Consider the following 15,784-nt stretch of genomic DNA (forward strand, 5'->3'; position numbering starts at 1 on the left):
GGTTTGAACTTCCGGATAGATGTAAAGGAAATCGTCATGGAGTTGAACGCAGTCGTGATCAGATTCTCGCATTGGTTTTCTTCCTTGAGGTCCGTGTGTCGAACGACAAGCTACAGGGCACCTCATTAAGCGTCCATTGAGCATTCGTCTCAAATCATGAAAGGCCAGAATGCAAACGGCCCCGCCAATTCTCATTGGCGGGGCCGTTCTTTTGCTTCAAGCGTTGGCCTTACTGAGCCTCGGCTTCCGGTGCTTTTTCACCATGGGACAGGCTGTAAACATAAGCCGCCAGCAGGTGAACCTTGTCGTTGCCTTGCAGTTGTTCCTGGGCAGGCATCTGGCCCTGACGGCCGTAACGGATGGTCTGCTGCAGTTGCGCGAAGCTCGAACCGTAGATGAACGCGGCCGGGTGAGTCAGGTTGGGTGCGCCCATTGCTGGCGTGCCTTTGCCTTCCGGACCGTGGCAGGCCACGCAGTTGGTCGCGAACAGTTTCTGGCCGGCAACCGGGTCAGCCTTGGTGCCTTCCGGCAGCTTGCGGCCATCGAGGTTGGTCAGCACGAATGCCGCCACGTCGGCTACGCCTTGCTCACCAATGACTTCAGCCCAGGCTGGCATCACGGCGTGACGACCGCCCATGATGGTGGTCTTGATGGTTTCCGGCTCGCCGCCCCAGCGCCAGTCGGCGTCGGTCAGGTTAGGGAAACCATAAGCGCCCTTGGCGTCGGAACCGTGGCAGACCGAGCAGTTGGAGGCGAACAGACGGCCGCCCATCTTCAGGGCTTGCGGATCCTTCGCTACTTCTTCGATCGGCATGGCGGCGAACTTGGCGAAGATCGGACCAAACTTGGCGTCCGAACGAGCCATTTCCTTTTCCCACTCGTGAACGCCGGTCCAGCCGGTCTGGCCGTTGGCGAACGCGGTCTGCTTGTCGTTATCGAGGTAGTTGTAGCCCGGCAGCAGACCTTTCCAGTTGCCCAGGCCCGGGTACAGCACCAGATAACCCAGAGCGAAGACGATGGTGCCCACGAACAGCATGAACCACCATTTCGGCAGCGGGTTGTCGTACTCCTCGATCCCGTCGAAGGAGTGGCCGACCGTCTCGTCGGTCTGCTCGGCGCGCTGACCCTTGCGGGTCGACAGCAACAGCCAGGTCAGGGAAAAGATCGTACCGAGACTGAGGACTGTGACGTACAGACTCCAGAATGTAGTCATTCTTTGTTACTCCTAGAAGCTTGCTCGACGTGCTTGATGGCTTCGGGATCATCCGCGAAGGGCAGCAAGGTCGCGTCTTCAAACTCCGACTTGCGCTTGGGGCTGAACACCCACAACGCCAGACCGATGAAGGCAACCATCACGACAACGGTGCCCAGGCCTCGAATCATCCCGATATCCATCCAGATCACCGTTTGCTTTTGATGATGGTGCCCAGGCCTTGCAGATAGGCCACCAGCGCGTCCATTTCGGTTTTACCCTTCACAGCGTCTTTTGCACCGGCAATGTCTTCGTCGGTGTAAGGGACGCCGAGCGTGCGCAACACTTCCATTTTCTTGGCCGTGTCTTTGCCGTCGAGCTTGTTTTCCACGAGGAACGGGTAAGCCGGCATTTTCGACTCAGGCACAACGTTGCGCGGGTTGTACAAGTGCGCACGCTGCCAGTCATCGGAGTAACGACCGCCGACACGGGCCAGGTCCGGGCCGGTACGTTTGGAACCCCACAGGAACGGGTGATCCCAGACGCTTTCACCGGCGACCGAGTAGTGGCCGTAGCGTTCGGTTTCGGCACGGAACGGACGGATCATCTGCGAGTGGCAGCCGACACAGCCGTTGGCGATGTAAACGTCGCGGCCTTCCAGTTCAAGGGCGGTGCGCGGCTTCATGCCTTCGACCGGCTTGTTGGTGACGTCCTGGAAAAACAGCGGAACGATTTGGGTCAGGCCACCGACGCTGACGGCGATGACCATGAAGAAGGCCAGCAGGCCAATATTCTTCTCGACAGCTTCATGCTTCATCAGTGAGCTCCAACTACGGCGATCTTGGCGGCGGCTTCAGCTTCAGCCGGGTCCGAGGCGCGAACGGTGCGCCACACGTTGTAGGCCATCAGGAACATGCCGCTGGCGAAGAACGCACCGCCCAGGGCACGAACGATGTAGCCAGGGTGGCTGGCCTGCAGCGCTTCAACGAACGAGTAGGTGAGGGTGCCGTCGTCGTTGATTGCACGCCACATCAGGCCTTGAGTGATGCCGTTGACCCACATCGAAGCGATGTACAGCACGGTACCGATGGTCGCGAGCCAGAAGTGCGCGTTGATCAGACCGACGCTGTGCATCTGCGCACGGCCGAACAGTTTCGGGATCATGTGGTAGATCGCGCCGATCGAGATCATCGCTACCCAGCCGAGCGCGCCGGCGTGTACGTGGCCGATGGTCCAGTCGGTGTAGTGCGAGAGCGAGTTGACGGTCTTGATCGCCATCATCGGACCTTCGAAGGTCGACATGCCGTAGAACGCCAAGGAGACCACGAGGAAACGCAGGATCGGGTCGGTGCGCAGCTTATGCCAGGCGCCCGACAGGGTCATCATGCCGTTGATCATGCCGCCCCAGCTTGGTGCCAGCAGGATGATCGACATCGCCATGCCCAGCGATTGCGCCCAGTCCGGCAGCGCGGTGTAGTGCAGGTGGTGCGGGCCGGCCCAGATGTACAGGGTGATCAGCGCCCAGAAGTGCACGATCGACAGGCGATAGGAGTAGATCGGACGTTCGGCCTGTTTCGGCACGAAGTAGTACATCATCCCCAGGAAGCCGGTGGTCAGGAAGAAACCCACGGCGTTGTGGCCGTACCACCACTGGATCATCGCGTCGGTCGCACCGGCATAGGCCGAGTAGGACTTGAAGAAGCTGACCGGCAGCGAGGCGTGGTTGACGATGTGCAGCATCGCGGTCACGACGATGAACGCGCCGTAGAACCAGTTACCCACGTAGATGTGTTTGGTCTTGCGCTTGGTGATGGTGCCGAAGAACACCAGACCGTAGGTGACCCAGACAATGGCCAGCAGAATGGCGAGGGGCCATTCCAGTTCCGCGTATTCCTTGGTGGTGGTGTAACCCAGCGGCAGGGTAATGATCGCGCCGACGATGACCGCTTGCCATCCCCAGAAGGTGAAGGCCGCGAGGCTGTCGGAAATCAGTCGCGTCTGGCAGGTTCGCTGCACGACATAGTAGGAAGTGGCAAACAGTGCACAACCACCGAAGGCGAAAATCACCAGGTTTGTGTGCAACGGGCGCAGGCGTCCAAAGCTCGTCCACGGCAGACCGAAGTTCAACTCCGGCCAGACCAGTTGCGAGGCAATGAAGACACCGAGCCCCATGCCAAGGATCCCCCAGACCACCGTCATGATGGCGAACTGGCGGACTACCTTATAGTTATAAGCAGTCGGACTGATTGCTGTGCTCATTCTAAGGTTCCACGGTTTGGGTGTTTTATTAGGATTAAAATCGGCCGCAAGTATGTAGAAAGCAGGGGGTCAATGCAACGCGCCATGACCTGGGTCAATGCTTTCCAACGCTGATTCTGCGGCCTTTCCATGCGCCGCGTAAGGACAAAATTGCCCTCGGGCAAAATGTCGCAGCGGACGAAAAAAGCGAGGGGTCCCGGTCGGATGTAACGGGGTGTGTTCGAACGCTCGGTTCGGGTGACGGACGGTAATCGGCACGACAGCCGGTATCTACCGGCCTTTGCGGCCATGTCAGTCAGCCGATTCGTTCAACGCCTCGCTCAGGGTCGACCTGGAACCGGCACGGGCCAGTCCGCATCGAGCAAGCGTAGACCCGAATCCGGGTAACCGAAAGGAGAGGGGGTGATGGGGTGCGACAATGCGTCGCAAAGAGGCTGGAAACTGCCGCACTGGAAACGTGCGGCAGTGTTGTACTCAATGACTACTATTTATTGTCTTCAGTAATCAGTTTTTCTGTATTCAATCCATGGCTAAGGCTGTACACATAAGCCGCCAGCAATTGCACTTTATCGTTACCCAGCAGCTCGTTCTGAGCCGGCATGTGGCCCTGACGACCATGGCGAATGGTCTGTTCAAGCTGGGTCAGGCTGGTGCCATAGATGAAACCGGCCGGGTGCGTCAGATTCGGCGCACCCATGGCTTCAGTGCCCTGGCCGGTTGCCCCATGACAGGCTACGCACATGGTGCTGAACGTTTGCTGTCCTGCTTGCAGGTCGGCCTTGTTGTCCGCCGGCAGTGGCAGTCCGGCCAGCTCGTGACGCACGTACGCCGCGACGTTTTTCACACCCGCCTCACCGAGCGACTCGCCCCAGGCCGGCATCGCCGCGATCCGGCCACCCATGATGGTGGTCTTGATCGTCTCGGCACTGCCGCCCCAGCGCCAGTCCTGGTCGGCGAGGTTAGGGAAGCCGAAGGCACCCTTGGCGTCCGAGCCGTGGCACACCGAGCAGTTGGACGCGAACAGACGGCCGCCCATTTTCAGCGCCTGCGGATCCTTCGCCACTTCTTCCACCGGCATCGCGGCGAATTTGGCGAAGATCGGCCCGAACTTGGCGTCAGCCTTGCTCATTTCCTTTTCCCACTCGTGGACGCCGGTCCAGCCGTCCTCGTAGCCGGGCAGGATGCCTTTCCAGTTACCGAGACCCGGGTAAAGGATCAGATAGCCCACGGAAAACACCAGCGTGCCGGCGAACAGCATGAACCACCACTGCGGCAGCGGGTTGTCGTACTCCTCGATGCCGTCGAAGCTGTGGCCCATGGTCTGGTCGACGCTGCCCTTGGTCTCGCCCCGACGGGTGCCGACCAGCAGCCAGGTCAGGCCGATCAGGCTGCCGATGGTCAGTACGCAGATCCACGTACTCCAGAAGGTGGTCATGGCCGGGTACTCCTTGTTTCAGATGCTTGGGTTGGGTCGGGTTGCGGCTCGTCGGCAAACGGCAGCAGGCGCGCTTCGGCGAATTCCGGCGTGCGCTTGCGGTTGAACACCCACAGGGTCAGGCCGACGAAGGCCACGAACACCACGACCGTGCCGAGGCCGCGTATCAGCCCCGCGCTCATTTCAATGACCATCGGGCTCACCTCTTGCTCTTGATCGCAGTGCCAAGCACCTGCAGGTAGGAGACGAGGGCGTCCATTTCGGTCTTGCCCTTGAGGCTGGCCACCGCGCCGCTGATGTCGTCATCGGTGTACGGCACGCCGAGGGTGCGCATGACCTTGAGCTTGGTTTCGGTGTGGCTGCTGTCGACCGGTTGGGTGACCAGCCATGGGTAGGCCGGCATTTTCGATTCCGGCACAACGTTGCGCGGGTTGTACAAGTGCGCACGGTGCCAGTCATCCGAGTAGCGCGCGCCAACCCGGGCCAGGTCCGGACCGGTACGTTTCGAGCCCCACAGGAACGGGTGATCCCACACGCTTTCACCGGCCACCGAGTAGTGGCCGTAGCGTTCGGTTTCGGCGCGGAACGGACGGATCATCTGCGAGTGGCAGCCGACGCAGCCTTCGCGGATGTAGATGTCACGGCCTTCCAGTTGCAGCGCGGTGTAGGGCTTCATGCCTTCCACCGGTTTGTTGGTCACGTCCTGGAAGAACAGCGGGACGATCTGGGTCAGGCCGCCGATGCTCACGGCGAACACCATCAGCAGCATCAGCAGGCCGACGTTCTTTTCAATCGTTTCGTGTTTCATGGCGGACTCCTCAGGCCATCTGCGCGGCAGCAACGACGTCAGCAGGCTGCGAGGCCCGCACGGTGCGCCAGGTGTTGTAAGCCATCAGGAACATGCCGCTGAGGAAGATCGCCCCGCCAATCAGCCGCACGACGAAGCCAGGGTGGCTGGCCACCAGGGTTTCGACGAAGGAGTAGGTCAGCGTGCCGTCCTCGTTCACTGCGCGCCACATCAGGCCTTGTGCAATGCCGTTGACCCACATCGAAGCGATGTAGAGCACGGTGCCGATGGTCGCGAGCCAGAAGTGCGCATTGATCAGGCCGATGCTGTGCATCTGCTCTTTGCCGAAGATTTTCGGGATCATGTGGTACAGCGCGCCGATGGAAATCATCGCCACCCAGCCGAGCGCGCCGGCGTGTACGTGGCCGATGGTCCAGTCGGTGTAGTGGGAGAGGGCGTTGACGGTCTTGATCGCCATCATCGGACCTTCGAAGGTCGACATGCCGTAGAACGCCAGCGACACCACGAGGAAGCGCAGGATCGGGTCGCTGCGCAACTTATGCCAGGCGCCCGACAGGGTCATCATGCCGTTGATCATGCCGCCCCAGCTCGGTGCCAGCAGTACCAGCGACATCACCATGCCCAGCGACTGCGCCCAGTCCGGCAGCGCGGTGTAGTGCAAGTGGTGCGGGCCGGCCCAGATGTACAGAGTGATCAGCGCCCAGAAGTGCACGATCGACAGGCGATACGAATACACCGGACGTTCGGCCTGTTTCGGCACGAAGTAGTACATCATCCCGAGGAAACCGGCGGTGAGGAAAAAGCCTACGGCGTTGTGGCCGTACCACCATTGCACCATCGCGTCGGTCGCGCCGGCGTACACCGAGTAGGACTTGGTGAAGCTCACCGGCAACTCAAGGTTGTTGACGATGTGCAGGATCGCCACGGTGATGATGAACGCGCCGAAGAACCAGTTGCCCACATAAATGTGCTTGGTCTTGCGCTGCATGATCGTGCCGAAGAACACGATGGCGTAGGCGACCCAGACGATGGTGATCAGGATGTCGATCGGCCATTCCAGCTCGGCGTATTCCTTGGAACTGGTGTAACCCAGCGGCAGGCTGATGGCCGCCAGCAGGATCACCAGTTGCCAGCCCCAGAAGCAGAAGGCGGCAATTTTCGGCGCAAACAGTTGGGTCTGGCAGGTGCGCTGCACCGAGTAGAACGAACTGGCGAACAAGGCACAGCCGCCGAACGCGAAGATCACCGCGTTGGTGTGCAGCGGGCGCAGGCGTCCGAAGCTGGTCCACGGCAGGTTGAAGTTGAGTTCGGGCCAGACCAATTGAGCCGCGAGAAAAACCCCGAGCCCCATGCCGACGATGCCCCACACCACCGTCATAATGGCGAATTGGCGGACCACCTTGTAGTTGTAGGCGGTACTGATAGAAGTGTTCATGGTTCCCCATCCACGGTTCAGCCGAAGTGAGCGCGCGCAGAAAACGCCGCGAATCCTTCGCCTGGAGTTATAGGCAGACTAAAAGCGAGGCAAGCATGGACAAACAGCACAAGGCCAGTATTGACGGGGATCAATGGGCGCAGTGCCTGCGGGATCGTGGGTGGCTTTGGGATGCCGCTGTTGGGGAGGCTTCGGCGACGCTGATCCTGGCGCATGGGGCGGGGGCGCCGATGGATAGCGCCTGGATGAACGATATGGCTGGGCGCCTTGCTGGGCTGGGGGTGAACGTGTTGCGGTTTGAGTTTCCTTATATGGCGCAGCGGCGGGTTGATGGGGTCAAGCGGCCGCCGAATCCTGCGGGGAAATTGCAGGAGTGCTGGCGTGAGGTTTTCGCTGAAGTGCGACGTCATGTCGCTGGGGTTTTGGCGGTTGGCGGGAAGTCGATGGGGGGGCGGATGGCGAGTCTGCTTGCCGATGAGCTTGGCGCGGATGCGTTGGTTTGCCTGGGTTATCCGTTTTATGCAGTGGGTAAGCCTGAGAAACCACGGGTTGAGCATCTGGCTGGGTTAAAGACTCGGACGTTGATTGTGCAAGGCGAGCGCGATGCTCTTGGCAATCGGGACGCTGTCGGGGCTTACGATCTATCGCCGAGTATTGAGGTGTTTTGGTTGGCTTCTGGGGATCATGACTTGAAGCCGCTGAAGGTTTCCGGATTTACGCATGAGCAGCATTTGGCTACCGCCGCGCAGAAAGTTGCTGCGTTTCTCAAGCGCTGATCGAGATTTTGAACCGCATGAAGATCGGCTCCCTTTCCCCCTCGCCCCCTTGGGGGAGAGGGCTGGGGTGAGGGGGTAGATCTTGAACGTTGCACACTTTTCGATCTATGTGCATATCCATTGCTGCGGTTAATTCCACCTAGGGTTTCGCCCTTACGGCGACTCACTTTTTTTACAAACGCCTAAAAAAAGTAAGCAAAAAAACGCTTGCTCCTACGTTCGGCCCGCTCGCTAAGGCTCGGGGTTCCTTCGCTCCGGGATTCATCCGGGGGGCATCGCCTACGGTTTGCTTCGCTGCACCTCCTCTCGATGTGTTTGGCTTCGCCAAACGGTCGCTGCGCTCCCACCCCCGGATAAATCCCTCCACTCAGCCTTCCGACGTCGCCCGTGGATCAAGATCAAAAGCGGTACTCGAGCTAACGCTCATCGTTTTGAGTGGTTAAGGGCCGATTGAAGTGCTGTTCAAAACCTGAGTTCAACTCGGTATCCCACGTCGGCGTACCTCGCCCAAACACCTCGGTCAGTCCCTCTCCCTTAGGTGAGAGGCAGATTGAGGTGCTTTCAAAAACCTGAGTTCACCTCGGTATCCCACGTCGGCGTACCTCGTCCAAACACCTCGGTCAGTCCCCTCTCCCTCGGGGAGAGGGCTAGGGTGAGGGGGAAGGTTTCACTGACAAGCCACCAAAACTGAAAGCTCCCACAACCCGGCATTTCCAGCGAATAAACAAGATCGCGTGACCACGTTTAAAGTACACGAACCGTTACGCCACAAGGGCTACAACACCTTGCGTCATTGCCTACGCGTACGCCAGAATCCGCCGGCTTACGCGGCTATGGGGCGGGCTATATCGTTTCCCTGTCACTGAAAAACAGTGATGGGGTTTGGTAGCCCGTCTCAAATTGTCGTTGTAGCGACACCCTAAATGCCGTCTCTTTTTTGGGTATGGCTTTGTATGGTGGGCATGCGTGGGGCTCCTCTGTGAGCGCCGGGTTTCCCGATTTGACCGGTCTACCAACCCGCGCATGGCCGCCACCCGCCGTTTGGTAGCGAGGGTGATGGCTCCTATTTTTCAAATTGGAGTTCTATCTATGTTCAAAGCCACACCAAACCCACCAGAAACTGATCCAACCCCTCACGATCCCGAGCTCGAATCCCAAAAGACAAAAGAAGCCGCCGACCGCGCACTCGACTTTTACCTCGGCCCCGAAATCCCGAAATACTTCCCACCCAAGTCCCGCCCCATCTACATGGTCGATCCCACGCTCGATGACGAAACACTGCTCGTCGAAGCCAGTGAATCACTGTCGTCAGCCAACGCCATGGCCGGCAATATCGCCAACTCGGTGAAAGGCCCGGAGCGCAAACCGCTGCTGGCGCTGCAACAGCTGATCATGTTGAACGAACTGCTGGTGAATCGGTTGCTGGACAGGCTCCGTTTACCGCAGTAACACCAGCTCTGACAGCTAGGTAACTAAAAGCCCGGATGCTTACACGTTCCGGGCTTTCAACATTACGAGATTGATCCTCCCCGATAATCGGGAGGCAGCCTGCCAGTGATCAAAAATTTATCGAATGCTTTTTGCCCATCACGCGCCGCTCGCCGCACATCAAGGAATGTCAGTTCACCCCGGACTTCCTTTCTCACAGGTTTGTCCGTCGTGCCCATCGGATTCTGCGTAGGTGATGCATTCATGCTGGCTAACCCGTGTGAATAAGTTTGAACGACAAAGTAGAGCCGGGCTTCATCGCGTGCCAGTCAGTTGGGTCTGATTCAGTTGTAGGCATTGTCCGCGTTTTTCGAATGAGATTTTCGCTAGCAAGCCGGGCCTCTTCGCGGGCAAGCCCGCTCCCACAATGATGGTGGTGTTGCGAGATTTTGTGGCCAATGCGAAACCCTGTGGGAGTGGGCTTGCCCACGAAGAGGGCGGTGCTGGCTACGTCCATTTCAGACAGGCAATAAAAACCCCGGAAGCTTTCGCTGCCCGGGGTTTCTTTATTGCCACAGCAATCAGCGGTTAAACCGCTCCACCAACGAATACTGCGTATTAGCCGTCTTCGTCAGCTCTTCACTCAACAGCGCCGAGTTATGCGCCTGTTCCGAGGTCTGATCCGCCAGTTCCGAGATGTTGCTGATGTTGCGGCTGATTTCTTCAGCCACCGCACTTTGCTCTTCGGTCGCGGCGGCGATCTGGGTGGTCATGTCGGTGATGTTGGCCACTGCTTCGCTGATGCCGACCAATGCCTGATCCGCTTCCAGTACCCGCGCTACACCTTCTTCCGCCTGGCGATGGCCGGCTTCCATGGTTTGTACGGCGCTGGATGCAGTCTGTTGCAGCTTGGCGATCAGGGCGTGGATCTGGCCGGTGGATTCGCTGGTGCGTTGCGCCAGTTGGCGAACTTCGTCGGCGACCACGGCAAAACCACGGCCCATCTCGCCGGCACGCGCTGCTTCAATCGCAGCGTTGAGCGCGAGCAGGTTGGTCTGGTCGGCGATGCCTTTGATCACGTCGACCACGCCGCCGATTTCGTCGCTGTCCTTGGCCAGTTGAGTGACGGTCAGGCCGGTTTCACCGACAACGACCGACAAGCGCTGGATGGCTTCGCGGGTTTCGCCGGCGATGTCGCGGCCGCGACCGGTCAGGCGATTGGCTTCCTGGGTGGCGTCTGCGGTGCGTTGTACGTGGCTCGCCACTTCTTGCGTGGTGGCGGCCATCTGGTTGACGGCGGTGGCGACCTGTTCGGTTTCCACGCGCTGGCGTTCCAGGCCGATGGAGCTGTTGTGCGCCAGACTGTCGGACTGTTTGGCCTGATCGGTCAGGTGCTCGGCGGTGTCCTGCAGACGGGTCAGGCAGGTTTTCAGGCGGGCTTCCTGGCTGAGGATCGACATTTCCAGACGCGCCTGGGCGCCACGGCTGTCGGTGTACATCTGCGCGATCAACGGGTCGGAGGTGGTCTGCTCGGCCAGACGCAGCAGGCGCTTGAGCCCGCGTTGTTGCCATTGCAGGCCCAACAGACCCAGCGGCACCGACAGACCGGCGGCGAGGGCGAAGCCCCACTGCGAGTTCAGGGTGGCGCCGATCATGAAGCTCAACTGGCTGACCAGAATGAACGGCAGCCAGTCCTGCACGATCGGCAGCCATTTGTCGCTCGAAGGAATCGCCGACTTGCCCTGGTTGATGCGTTGGTAGAGCGCTTCGGCACGGCGGATCTGTTCGGCGGACGGCTTGACCCGTACCGACTCGTAACCGACCACCTGACTGCCATCGAACACCGGCGTTACATAGGCGTTAACCCAGTAATGATCACCGGTCTTGCAGCGATTCTTGACAATGCCCATCCATGGCAAGCCTTGTTTCAGTGTGCCCCACATGTGCGAAAACACCGCAGCCGGGACGTCGGGGTGACGAACCAGGTTGTGCGGCGCACGGATCAGCTCCTCACGCGAAAACCCGCTGATTTCGACGAAAGCGTCGTTGCAGTAGGTGATCACGCCTTTGGCGTCGGTTGTGGAAATCAACCGTTGCTGAGCCGGGAAAGTCCGTTCGCGTTGTGTAATGGGCTGGTTATTACGCATGGTTTTTCAATCCGCAAGGCTTTGAAAGGTTGTCGGCGGGGTCGGCGATTTGTTGAAGTTTTTTTTCATTTATAAGTACGGCGTCGCAAAACGGGGCTTGCTTCAACCCGCGAGCATCGGATAGGTGAACAGGCCGAAGTGCAGCAGGTTCAGACCAAAGTGCGTCATGATCGCCGCGCCGAGCCCGCCAAAACGGTAGGCCAGACCATAGCCGACACCTGCCAGGCTCGCCAGCAACACCCATTGCCAGCCGGCGCCCACATGCACCAGGCCGAACAGCAGGGACGCGAGCAGCAGCGCGAGGTTTTCGCCGTAGGGCAAGTGTTTGAAATGCCGGCTGAGGCCGCCCTGTATATAGCCGCGAAACAGCGCTTCTTCGACCAGCGTCACCAGCAGCAGGTTGTTCAGCACCCACAGCCACGCCTGATCCGGCCATTTCGGCGCCCAGGTGATCATGCCCAGCAACACCGCGCCGCCCAGCGCCAGGATCACGCTCAACGTCAGTGCCAGTGCGGTGGCGTAAACGGTCAGGCGCAACGACCGCCGCGCGACGATCCACGGGCAGACCAGCAGCAGCCAGAAGCCGATCAGCGGTTTGTCGAGATTCACGAACATCGAGAACGGCACGGCGTTGTCGGTGAAGCGTTGCGCCGGGATCGCTCGGCCGTTGTAGAAGCCCGGCAGCCAGTGCATGGCCAGCGCCACGGCCAGCACGATAAACAGGCCATGGCCGAGAAAACGCCCGACCGGCACGGTTTGCTGGCGCACGGCGTAACCGGCGAAAACCAGCAGTGCAATGGAGATCAGCGCCAGCCAGCCGAGCTGGCCAAAGCTCAGCGCCAATCCGTAACCAAGGCTGAGAAGCCCGAGATAGAGCCATGGCAGAGCTGTCATGGAAAGTCCTTGTGCACGATTTGTGGACAGGCTTTCTACACGGGTGGGGGCGAGGGGACAAGTGAAGGTGTAGGGGAAAACCGGGACGCAGGCCCTGTGGGTTGGTCCTCACAGGGCCTGTGCTGCGCACGAATCAGCGCAGATTGAGCTTCGCCGCCGCGCGCTCAGTGATTTCAGTGCGCAGTTTCAGCGAAGGCGCCGCACGTTTGCGCGCCTCATCGACAACAGCACTCGGCGCCGTCTCCGGGCTGCCCGAATCAAACGGCGGCGCCGGCGCATATTCCAGCTGCAACTGCACCAGTTGCGCCGTGTCGACGCCGACCAGTTCTTGCGCCAGCGTCAACGCAAAATCGATCCCGGCCGTGATGCCGCCCCCGGTAAACAGATTGCCGTCACGCACCACCCGATCCTTCACCGCAATTGCGCCCAGTGCCGGCAGCAGATCGTGATAAGCCCAGTGCGTGGTCGCCCGTTTGCCCTGCAACAGACCCGCCGCCCCAAGTACCAGCGAACCCGTACACACCGATGTCACGTACCGCGCCTGCGCAGCTTGCGTCTTGATGAACGACAGCGTCTGCTCATCTTCCATCAACGGCCCGACGCCTGCGCCGCCGGGAACGCAAATCACATCCAGATCCGGGCAATCCTCGAAGGTGGTGGTCGGTTTCAGCACCAGCCCGGTGCTGGCGGTGACCGGCACCAGATCCTTCCAGACCAGATGCACTTGCACGTCCGGCAACGAGGCCAGCACGTCATACGGGCCGGTCAGGTCGAGTTGCTGCACCTGGGGAAACAACAGAAAACCGATCTGCAACGCCATGATTCATCTCCGTGAAAAGGGGTGGACGGCTTCACTGTAGGCGCGTAGGTTTTGGCGCATACGCCAATCAGCCCACGAATTACGCCAAATGCCGAAAACCATCCACGTCCTCGCGTTCGCCAATGTGCAACTGCTCGATGTCACCGGGCCGTTGCAGGTCTTCGCCTCGGCCAACGACATCGCCCGCCAGCAGGGTCTGCCTGCGCCGTACGCGCCAACGGTGATTGCCAGCGGCGGCGGGGCGGTGAACTCTTCGGCCGGGTTGGCGATGTTGGCTGAACCGCTGCCGGAGCAGCCCAGCGATACGCTGATCATCGCCGGAGGCTGGGGCGTGTATGCGGCCTCTGAAGATGCCGAGTTAGTGAGTTGGGTGCGTGAACATGCGAACGGATGCCGACGCGTGGCTTCGGTGTGTACCGGTGCATTTCTGCTGGCCGCCAGCGGCTGGCTCGACGGTCGCCGGGTCGTCACCCACTGGACCCGTTGCGAACAACTGGCGCAGCAACACCCGCGCTTGCAGGTCGAGCCCAATCCGATCTTCATCAACGACGGCCCGGTCTGGACCTCGGCGGGCGTCACCGCCGGCATCGACCTGGCGCTGGCCATGGTCGAAGACGACCTCGGTCGCGACATGGCCCTGGACGTCGCCCGGCAACTGGTGGTGTTCCTCAAGCGCCCGGGCGGGCAGTCGCAATTCAGCGTGACGCTGTCGCTGCAAAAACAGGGCAACCGCTTCGATGATTTGCACGCGTGGATTGCCGAACACCTGACTTGCGATCTGGGCATCCCGACCCTCGCCGAACAGGCCGGCATGAGCGAACGCAGCTTCGTGCGCCACTATCGCGCCGACACCGGCCAGACCCCGGCCCGCGCCATCGAACTGATCCGCGTCGAAACCGCCCGCCGGTTGTTGAGCGATACGGGATTGCCGATCAAACGGGTCGCGGCCAATTGTGGATTTGGCAGTGAAGAGACGTTACGCCGCAGTTTCCTGCGGGCCATGGGGGTGACGCCGCAGGCTTATCGGGAGCGGTTTTCGGTTAGTGCTGCAACAGATCCAGCAATGCCTTGAGCGTTTCACCCGGCGCTTCCTCGGGAATGTTGTGCCCGACGCCCCCCAGAACTCGCCGCTCATAAGGCCCGGTGAAGTGATGGGCATCTTCATCCTCCGCCGGCGCAGGGCCTACACCATCATCGGCACCGCACAACGAAATCGTCGGAACGCTGATCGCCGGTTGTTTTTCCAGTGCCTGCTCCATCCCTTCCAGCGCCGGATCGCCCGGTGCATACATGAAGCGATGGCGATAAGAATGAATCACCACCTCGACGAAATCCGGGTTGTCGAACGCCGGTGCGCTCAGCGGATAACGCTCGGCGTTCCGCGCCCAGGTCGGCGACCACAACTGCCACAGCAACTCGCACAGCGCCCGACGATTCTGCGTCAGCCCTTCAACGCCACGGGGCGTGTGGAAGTAATACTGATACCAGTAGCGATGCTCGCTCTGCGGATCCAGCGGCTGGACCGAGTTCGGTATGTCTTGCAGGTTGTAGCCATCGCCCGTCACCAACCCACGCACGCGTTCGGGAAACAGCGCCGCAACGATGCACGCCGCCCGACCGCCCCAGTCATAACCGCACAACGTCGCTTGCTCGATACCCAGCGCATCCATCAGATCCAGCAGATCCTGCGCCAGCGCCGCTTGCTGGCCGGAGCGCAGCGTGTCCGGGCTGTTGAAACGGGTCGGTCCGTAACCACGCAGGTACGGAACGATTACCCGGTGGCCCTTGGCAGCTAGGGGCGAGGCTATTTCGTCGTAGGCGCGGGGAGAGTAAGGGAAGCCGTGGAGGAGGATGACCGGCGTGCCGTTTTCCGGGCCGTGATGCTCATAGGCGATGGTCAGACTTTCAGTCTTGCAAAGTTGCATCACGGCTTGGGTCATCCGAGATTCCTCAAGTTTCAGCTTCCGCCACCTGATTGAAATACTTGCTGCGATCCGGCGTAAACGTCACCACCATTTTCGTCCGCGAACAGGTCATGACTCGCTCGGCACCCAGATCAATATCCAGATCCTCCCCACGCAACCCCTGCCACTGCGCAAGGTATTTCAGCGATCCGTATTTTTCATTCTTCTTCAGGCTACGGCTGACGCCACCTTTCCAGCCCAGCACCGGCAATTCATCGGCACTGCAGCGTTGTGCGAGGTCGGGGAAGCGGGCGGCGCGCTGGCGGCCGATTTCCCAGCATTTGATCAGGCCCTTGTCGGCGGCTTCCCACAGTTCGTCGCGCTTCAGGCCGGTGCGCAGTGGGGTGTCGATCTGGCGGTGGATGCGTTGGCTCATTCTGGTTCCTTGAATCGGGTTTTTATTGGACAGCTCCGCTGTGCCCGTTGCGGTGGATGGTAGGGGGGGATGTAACAGCTGGCAACAAGGTATTTCGGGGTGTAAGTGCGAAGGATGGGGGAGGCGTGAAGGGGTGATGATGAGTGTTTATCGATTGTTAAACACACGTGACCGCAGCCAGATTGCTGCTGATAGCCCGCATGGCCAAGGTGCAACAGGATTCAGTGTTTGATGACTGAAGCGGGTATCA

General features: G+C 60.1%; 16 protein-coding genes. 3 read left to right on the forward strand and 13 right to left on the reverse strand.

Translation table 11 applies throughout. The annotated features are described in order from the left end of the window. Window positions 1–229 precede the first annotated feature (229 nt). From ccoP (IF199_RS09475) to ccoN (IF199_RS09510), 8 genes are all read right to left on the reverse strand, one after another. Window positions 230–1,213, reverse strand: coding sequence for a cytochrome-c oxidase, cbb3-type subunit III (ccoP, locus tag IF199_RS09475; RefSeq protein WP_192560189.1), 984 nt, complete (start codon window positions 1,211–1,213; stop codon window positions 230–232). Beyond that, entirely contained in the window at window positions 1,210–1,395 is a 186-nt protein-coding gene (locus tag IF199_RS09480; RefSeq protein ID WP_003175465.1) for a CcoQ/FixQ family Cbb3-type cytochrome c oxidase assembly chaperone, read from the reverse strand. Before IF199_RS09480 ends, ccoP (IF199_RS09475) begins: the two co-directional genes overlap by 4 nt. A gap of 5 nt (window positions 1,396–1,400) precedes the next feature. Then, on the reverse strand, window positions 1,401–2,009 hold the full coding sequence (gene ccoO / locus IF199_RS09485) for a cytochrome-c oxidase, cbb3-type subunit II (RefSeq protein ID WP_007905434.1): 609 nt from the start codon (window positions 2,007–2,009) through the stop codon (window positions 1,401–1,403). Continuing rightward, on the reverse strand, window positions 2,009–3,451 hold the full coding sequence (ccoN, locus tag IF199_RS09490) for a cytochrome-c oxidase, cbb3-type subunit I (RefSeq protein ID WP_085711942.1): 1,443 nt from the start codon (window positions 3,449–3,451) through the stop codon (window positions 2,009–2,011). Before ccoN (IF199_RS09490) ends, ccoO (IF199_RS09485) begins: the two co-directional genes overlap by 1 nt. Window positions 3,452–3,935: 484 nt before the next feature. Further along, window positions 3,936–4,886, reverse strand: a complete 951-nt coding sequence (ccoP, locus tag IF199_RS09495; protein ID WP_192560190.1) for a cytochrome-c oxidase, cbb3-type subunit III — start codon at window positions 4,884–4,886, stop codon at window positions 3,936–3,938. After that, complete coding sequence (locus IF199_RS09500; protein WP_064378782.1) at window positions 4,883–5,080, reverse strand: cbb3-type cytochrome oxidase subunit 3; 198 nt, start codon at window positions 5,078–5,080, stop codon at window positions 4,883–4,885. The genes ccoP (IF199_RS09495) and IF199_RS09500 overlap by 4 nt, the downstream gene beginning before the upstream one ends. Before the next feature lie 5 nt (window positions 5,081–5,085). Further along, window positions 5,086–5,694, reverse strand: coding sequence for a cytochrome-c oxidase, cbb3-type subunit II (gene ccoO, locus IF199_RS09505; RefSeq protein ID WP_007960355.1), 609 nt, complete (start codon window positions 5,692–5,694; stop codon window positions 5,086–5,088). Between the two features lie 10 nt (window positions 5,695–5,704). Next, window positions 5,705–7,129, reverse strand: a complete 1,425-nt coding sequence (gene ccoN / locus IF199_RS09510; protein WP_007960356.1) for a cytochrome-c oxidase, cbb3-type subunit I — start codon at window positions 7,127–7,129, stop codon at window positions 5,705–5,707. A 95-nt stretch (window positions 7,130–7,224) separates the two neighbouring features. Here ccoN (IF199_RS09510) and IF199_RS09515 point away from each other — a divergent pair, with 95 nt between their 5' ends. Both IF199_RS09515 and IF199_RS09520 read left to right on the forward strand, forming a co-directional pair. Then, window positions 7,225–7,905 carry an alpha/beta family hydrolase gene (locus IF199_RS09515; RefSeq protein ID WP_192560191.1) on the forward strand — a complete coding sequence of 227 codons (681 nt, stop codon included), beginning with the start codon at window positions 7,225–7,227 and terminating at the stop codon, window positions 7,903–7,905. Window positions 7,906–8,994: 1,089 nt separating this feature from the next. Continuing rightward, window positions 8,995–9,354, forward strand: coding sequence for a DUF6124 family protein (locus IF199_RS09520; RefSeq protein ID WP_192560192.1), 360 nt, complete (start codon window positions 8,995–8,997; stop codon window positions 9,352–9,354). Between the two features lie 560 nt (window positions 9,355–9,914). Here the strand turns inward: IF199_RS09520 and IF199_RS09525 are convergent. From IF199_RS09525 to inhA, 3 genes are all read right to left on the reverse strand, one after another. Next, window positions 9,915–11,480 (reverse strand): methyl-accepting chemotaxis protein, encoded by a 1,566-nt coding sequence (locus IF199_RS09525; RefSeq protein WP_096822476.1) that lies wholly within the window; start codon window positions 11,478–11,480, stop codon window positions 9,915–9,917. 102 nt (window positions 11,481–11,582) lie between these two features. Beyond that, window positions 11,583–12,374, reverse strand: a complete 792-nt coding sequence (locus IF199_RS09530; RefSeq protein WP_192560193.1) for a CPBP family intramembrane glutamic endopeptidase — start codon at window positions 12,372–12,374, stop codon at window positions 11,583–11,585. A gap of 133 nt (window positions 12,375–12,507) precedes the next feature. Next, window positions 12,508–13,194 (reverse strand): isonitrile hydratase, encoded by a 687-nt coding sequence (gene inhA / locus IF199_RS09535; protein ID WP_192560194.1) that lies wholly within the window; start codon window positions 13,192–13,194, stop codon window positions 12,508–12,510. Between the two features lie 88 nt (window positions 13,195–13,282). On the opposite strand from inhA, the gene IF199_RS09540 reads away from it, so the two are divergent. Beyond that, entirely contained in the window at window positions 13,283–14,266 is a 984-nt protein-coding gene (locus tag IF199_RS09540; protein ID WP_192560195.1) for a GlxA family transcriptional regulator, read from the forward strand. On the opposite strand, the gene IF199_RS09545 is transcribed toward IF199_RS09540, so the two are convergent. Together IF199_RS09545 and IF199_RS09550 are read right to left on the reverse strand one after the other, a co-directional pair. Next, window positions 14,235–15,134: an alpha/beta fold hydrolase gene (locus IF199_RS09545; protein ID WP_192560196.1), complete on the reverse strand. Its 900-nt coding sequence runs from the start codon at window positions 15,132–15,134 to the stop codon at window positions 14,235–14,237. The genes IF199_RS09540 and IF199_RS09545 overlap by 32 nt on opposite strands. Before the next feature lie 10 nt (window positions 15,135–15,144). Next, complete coding sequence (locus tag IF199_RS09550) at window positions 15,145–15,534, reverse strand: hypothetical protein (protein WP_192560197.1); 390 nt, start codon at window positions 15,532–15,534, stop codon at window positions 15,145–15,147. Window positions 15,535–15,784 lie beyond the last annotated feature (250 nt).

The sequence above is a fragment of the Pseudomonas allokribbensis genome, from assembly GCF_014863605.1.
Taxonomy (GTDB): domain Bacteria; phylum Pseudomonadota; class Gammaproteobacteria; order Pseudomonadales; family Pseudomonadaceae; genus Aquipseudomonas; species Aquipseudomonas allokribbensis.

Bases quoted from the DNA above. Each gene is read 5' to 3' on its own strand.
- ccoP (WP_192560189.1), bottom strand. From the start codon at position 1,213: ATGACTACATTCTGGAGTCTGTACGTCACAGTCCTCAGTCTCGGTACG.
- IF199_RS09480 (WP_003175465.1), bottom strand. From the start codon at position 1,395: ATGGATATCGGGATGATTCGAGGCCTGGGCACCGTTGTCGTGATGGTT.
- ccoO (WP_007905434.1), bottom strand. From the start codon at position 2,009: ATGAAGCATGAAGCTGTCGAGAAGAATATTGGCCTGCTGGCCTTCTTC.
- ccoN (WP_085711942.1), bottom strand. From the start codon at position 3,451: ATGAGCACAGCAATCAGTCCGACTGCTTATAACTATAAGGTAGTCCGC.
- ccoP (WP_192560190.1), bottom strand. From the start codon at position 4,886: ATGACCACCTTCTGGAGTACGTGGATCTGCGTACTGACCATCGGCAGC.
- IF199_RS09500 (WP_064378782.1), bottom strand. From the start codon at position 5,080: ATGGTCATTGAAATGAGCGCGGGGCTGATACGCGGCCTCGGCACGGTC.
- ccoO (WP_007960355.1), bottom strand. From the start codon at position 5,694: ATGAAACACGAAACGATTGAAAAGAACGTCGGCCTGCTGATGCTGCTG.
- ccoN (WP_007960356.1), bottom strand. From the start codon at position 7,129: ATGAACACTTCTATCAGTACCGCCTACAACTACAAGGTGGTCCGCCAA.
- IF199_RS09515 (WP_192560191.1), top strand. From the start codon at position 7,225: ATGGACAAACAGCACAAGGCCAGTATTGACGGGGATCAATGGGCGCAG.
- IF199_RS09520 (WP_192560192.1), top strand. From the start codon at position 8,995: ATGTTCAAAGCCACACCAAACCCACCAGAAACTGATCCAACCCCTCAC.
- IF199_RS09525 (WP_096822476.1), bottom strand. From the start codon at position 11,480: ATGCGTAATAACCAGCCCATTACACAACGCGAACGGACTTTCCCGGCT.
- IF199_RS09530 (WP_192560193.1), bottom strand. From the start codon at position 12,374: ATGACAGCTCTGCCATGGCTCTATCTCGGGCTTCTCAGCCTTGGTTAC.
- inhA (WP_192560194.1), bottom strand. From the start codon at position 13,194: ATGGCGTTGCAGATCGGTTTTCTGTTGTTTCCCCAGGTGCAGCAACTC.
- IF199_RS09540 (WP_192560195.1), top strand. From the start codon at position 13,283: ATGCCGAAAACCATCCACGTCCTCGCGTTCGCCAATGTGCAACTGCTC.
- IF199_RS09545 (WP_192560196.1), bottom strand. From the start codon at position 15,134: ATGACCCAAGCCGTGATGCAACTTTGCAAGACTGAAAGTCTGACCATC.
- IF199_RS09550 (WP_192560197.1), bottom strand. From the start codon at position 15,534: ATGAGCCAACGCATCCACCGCCAGATCGACACCCCACTGCGCACCGGC.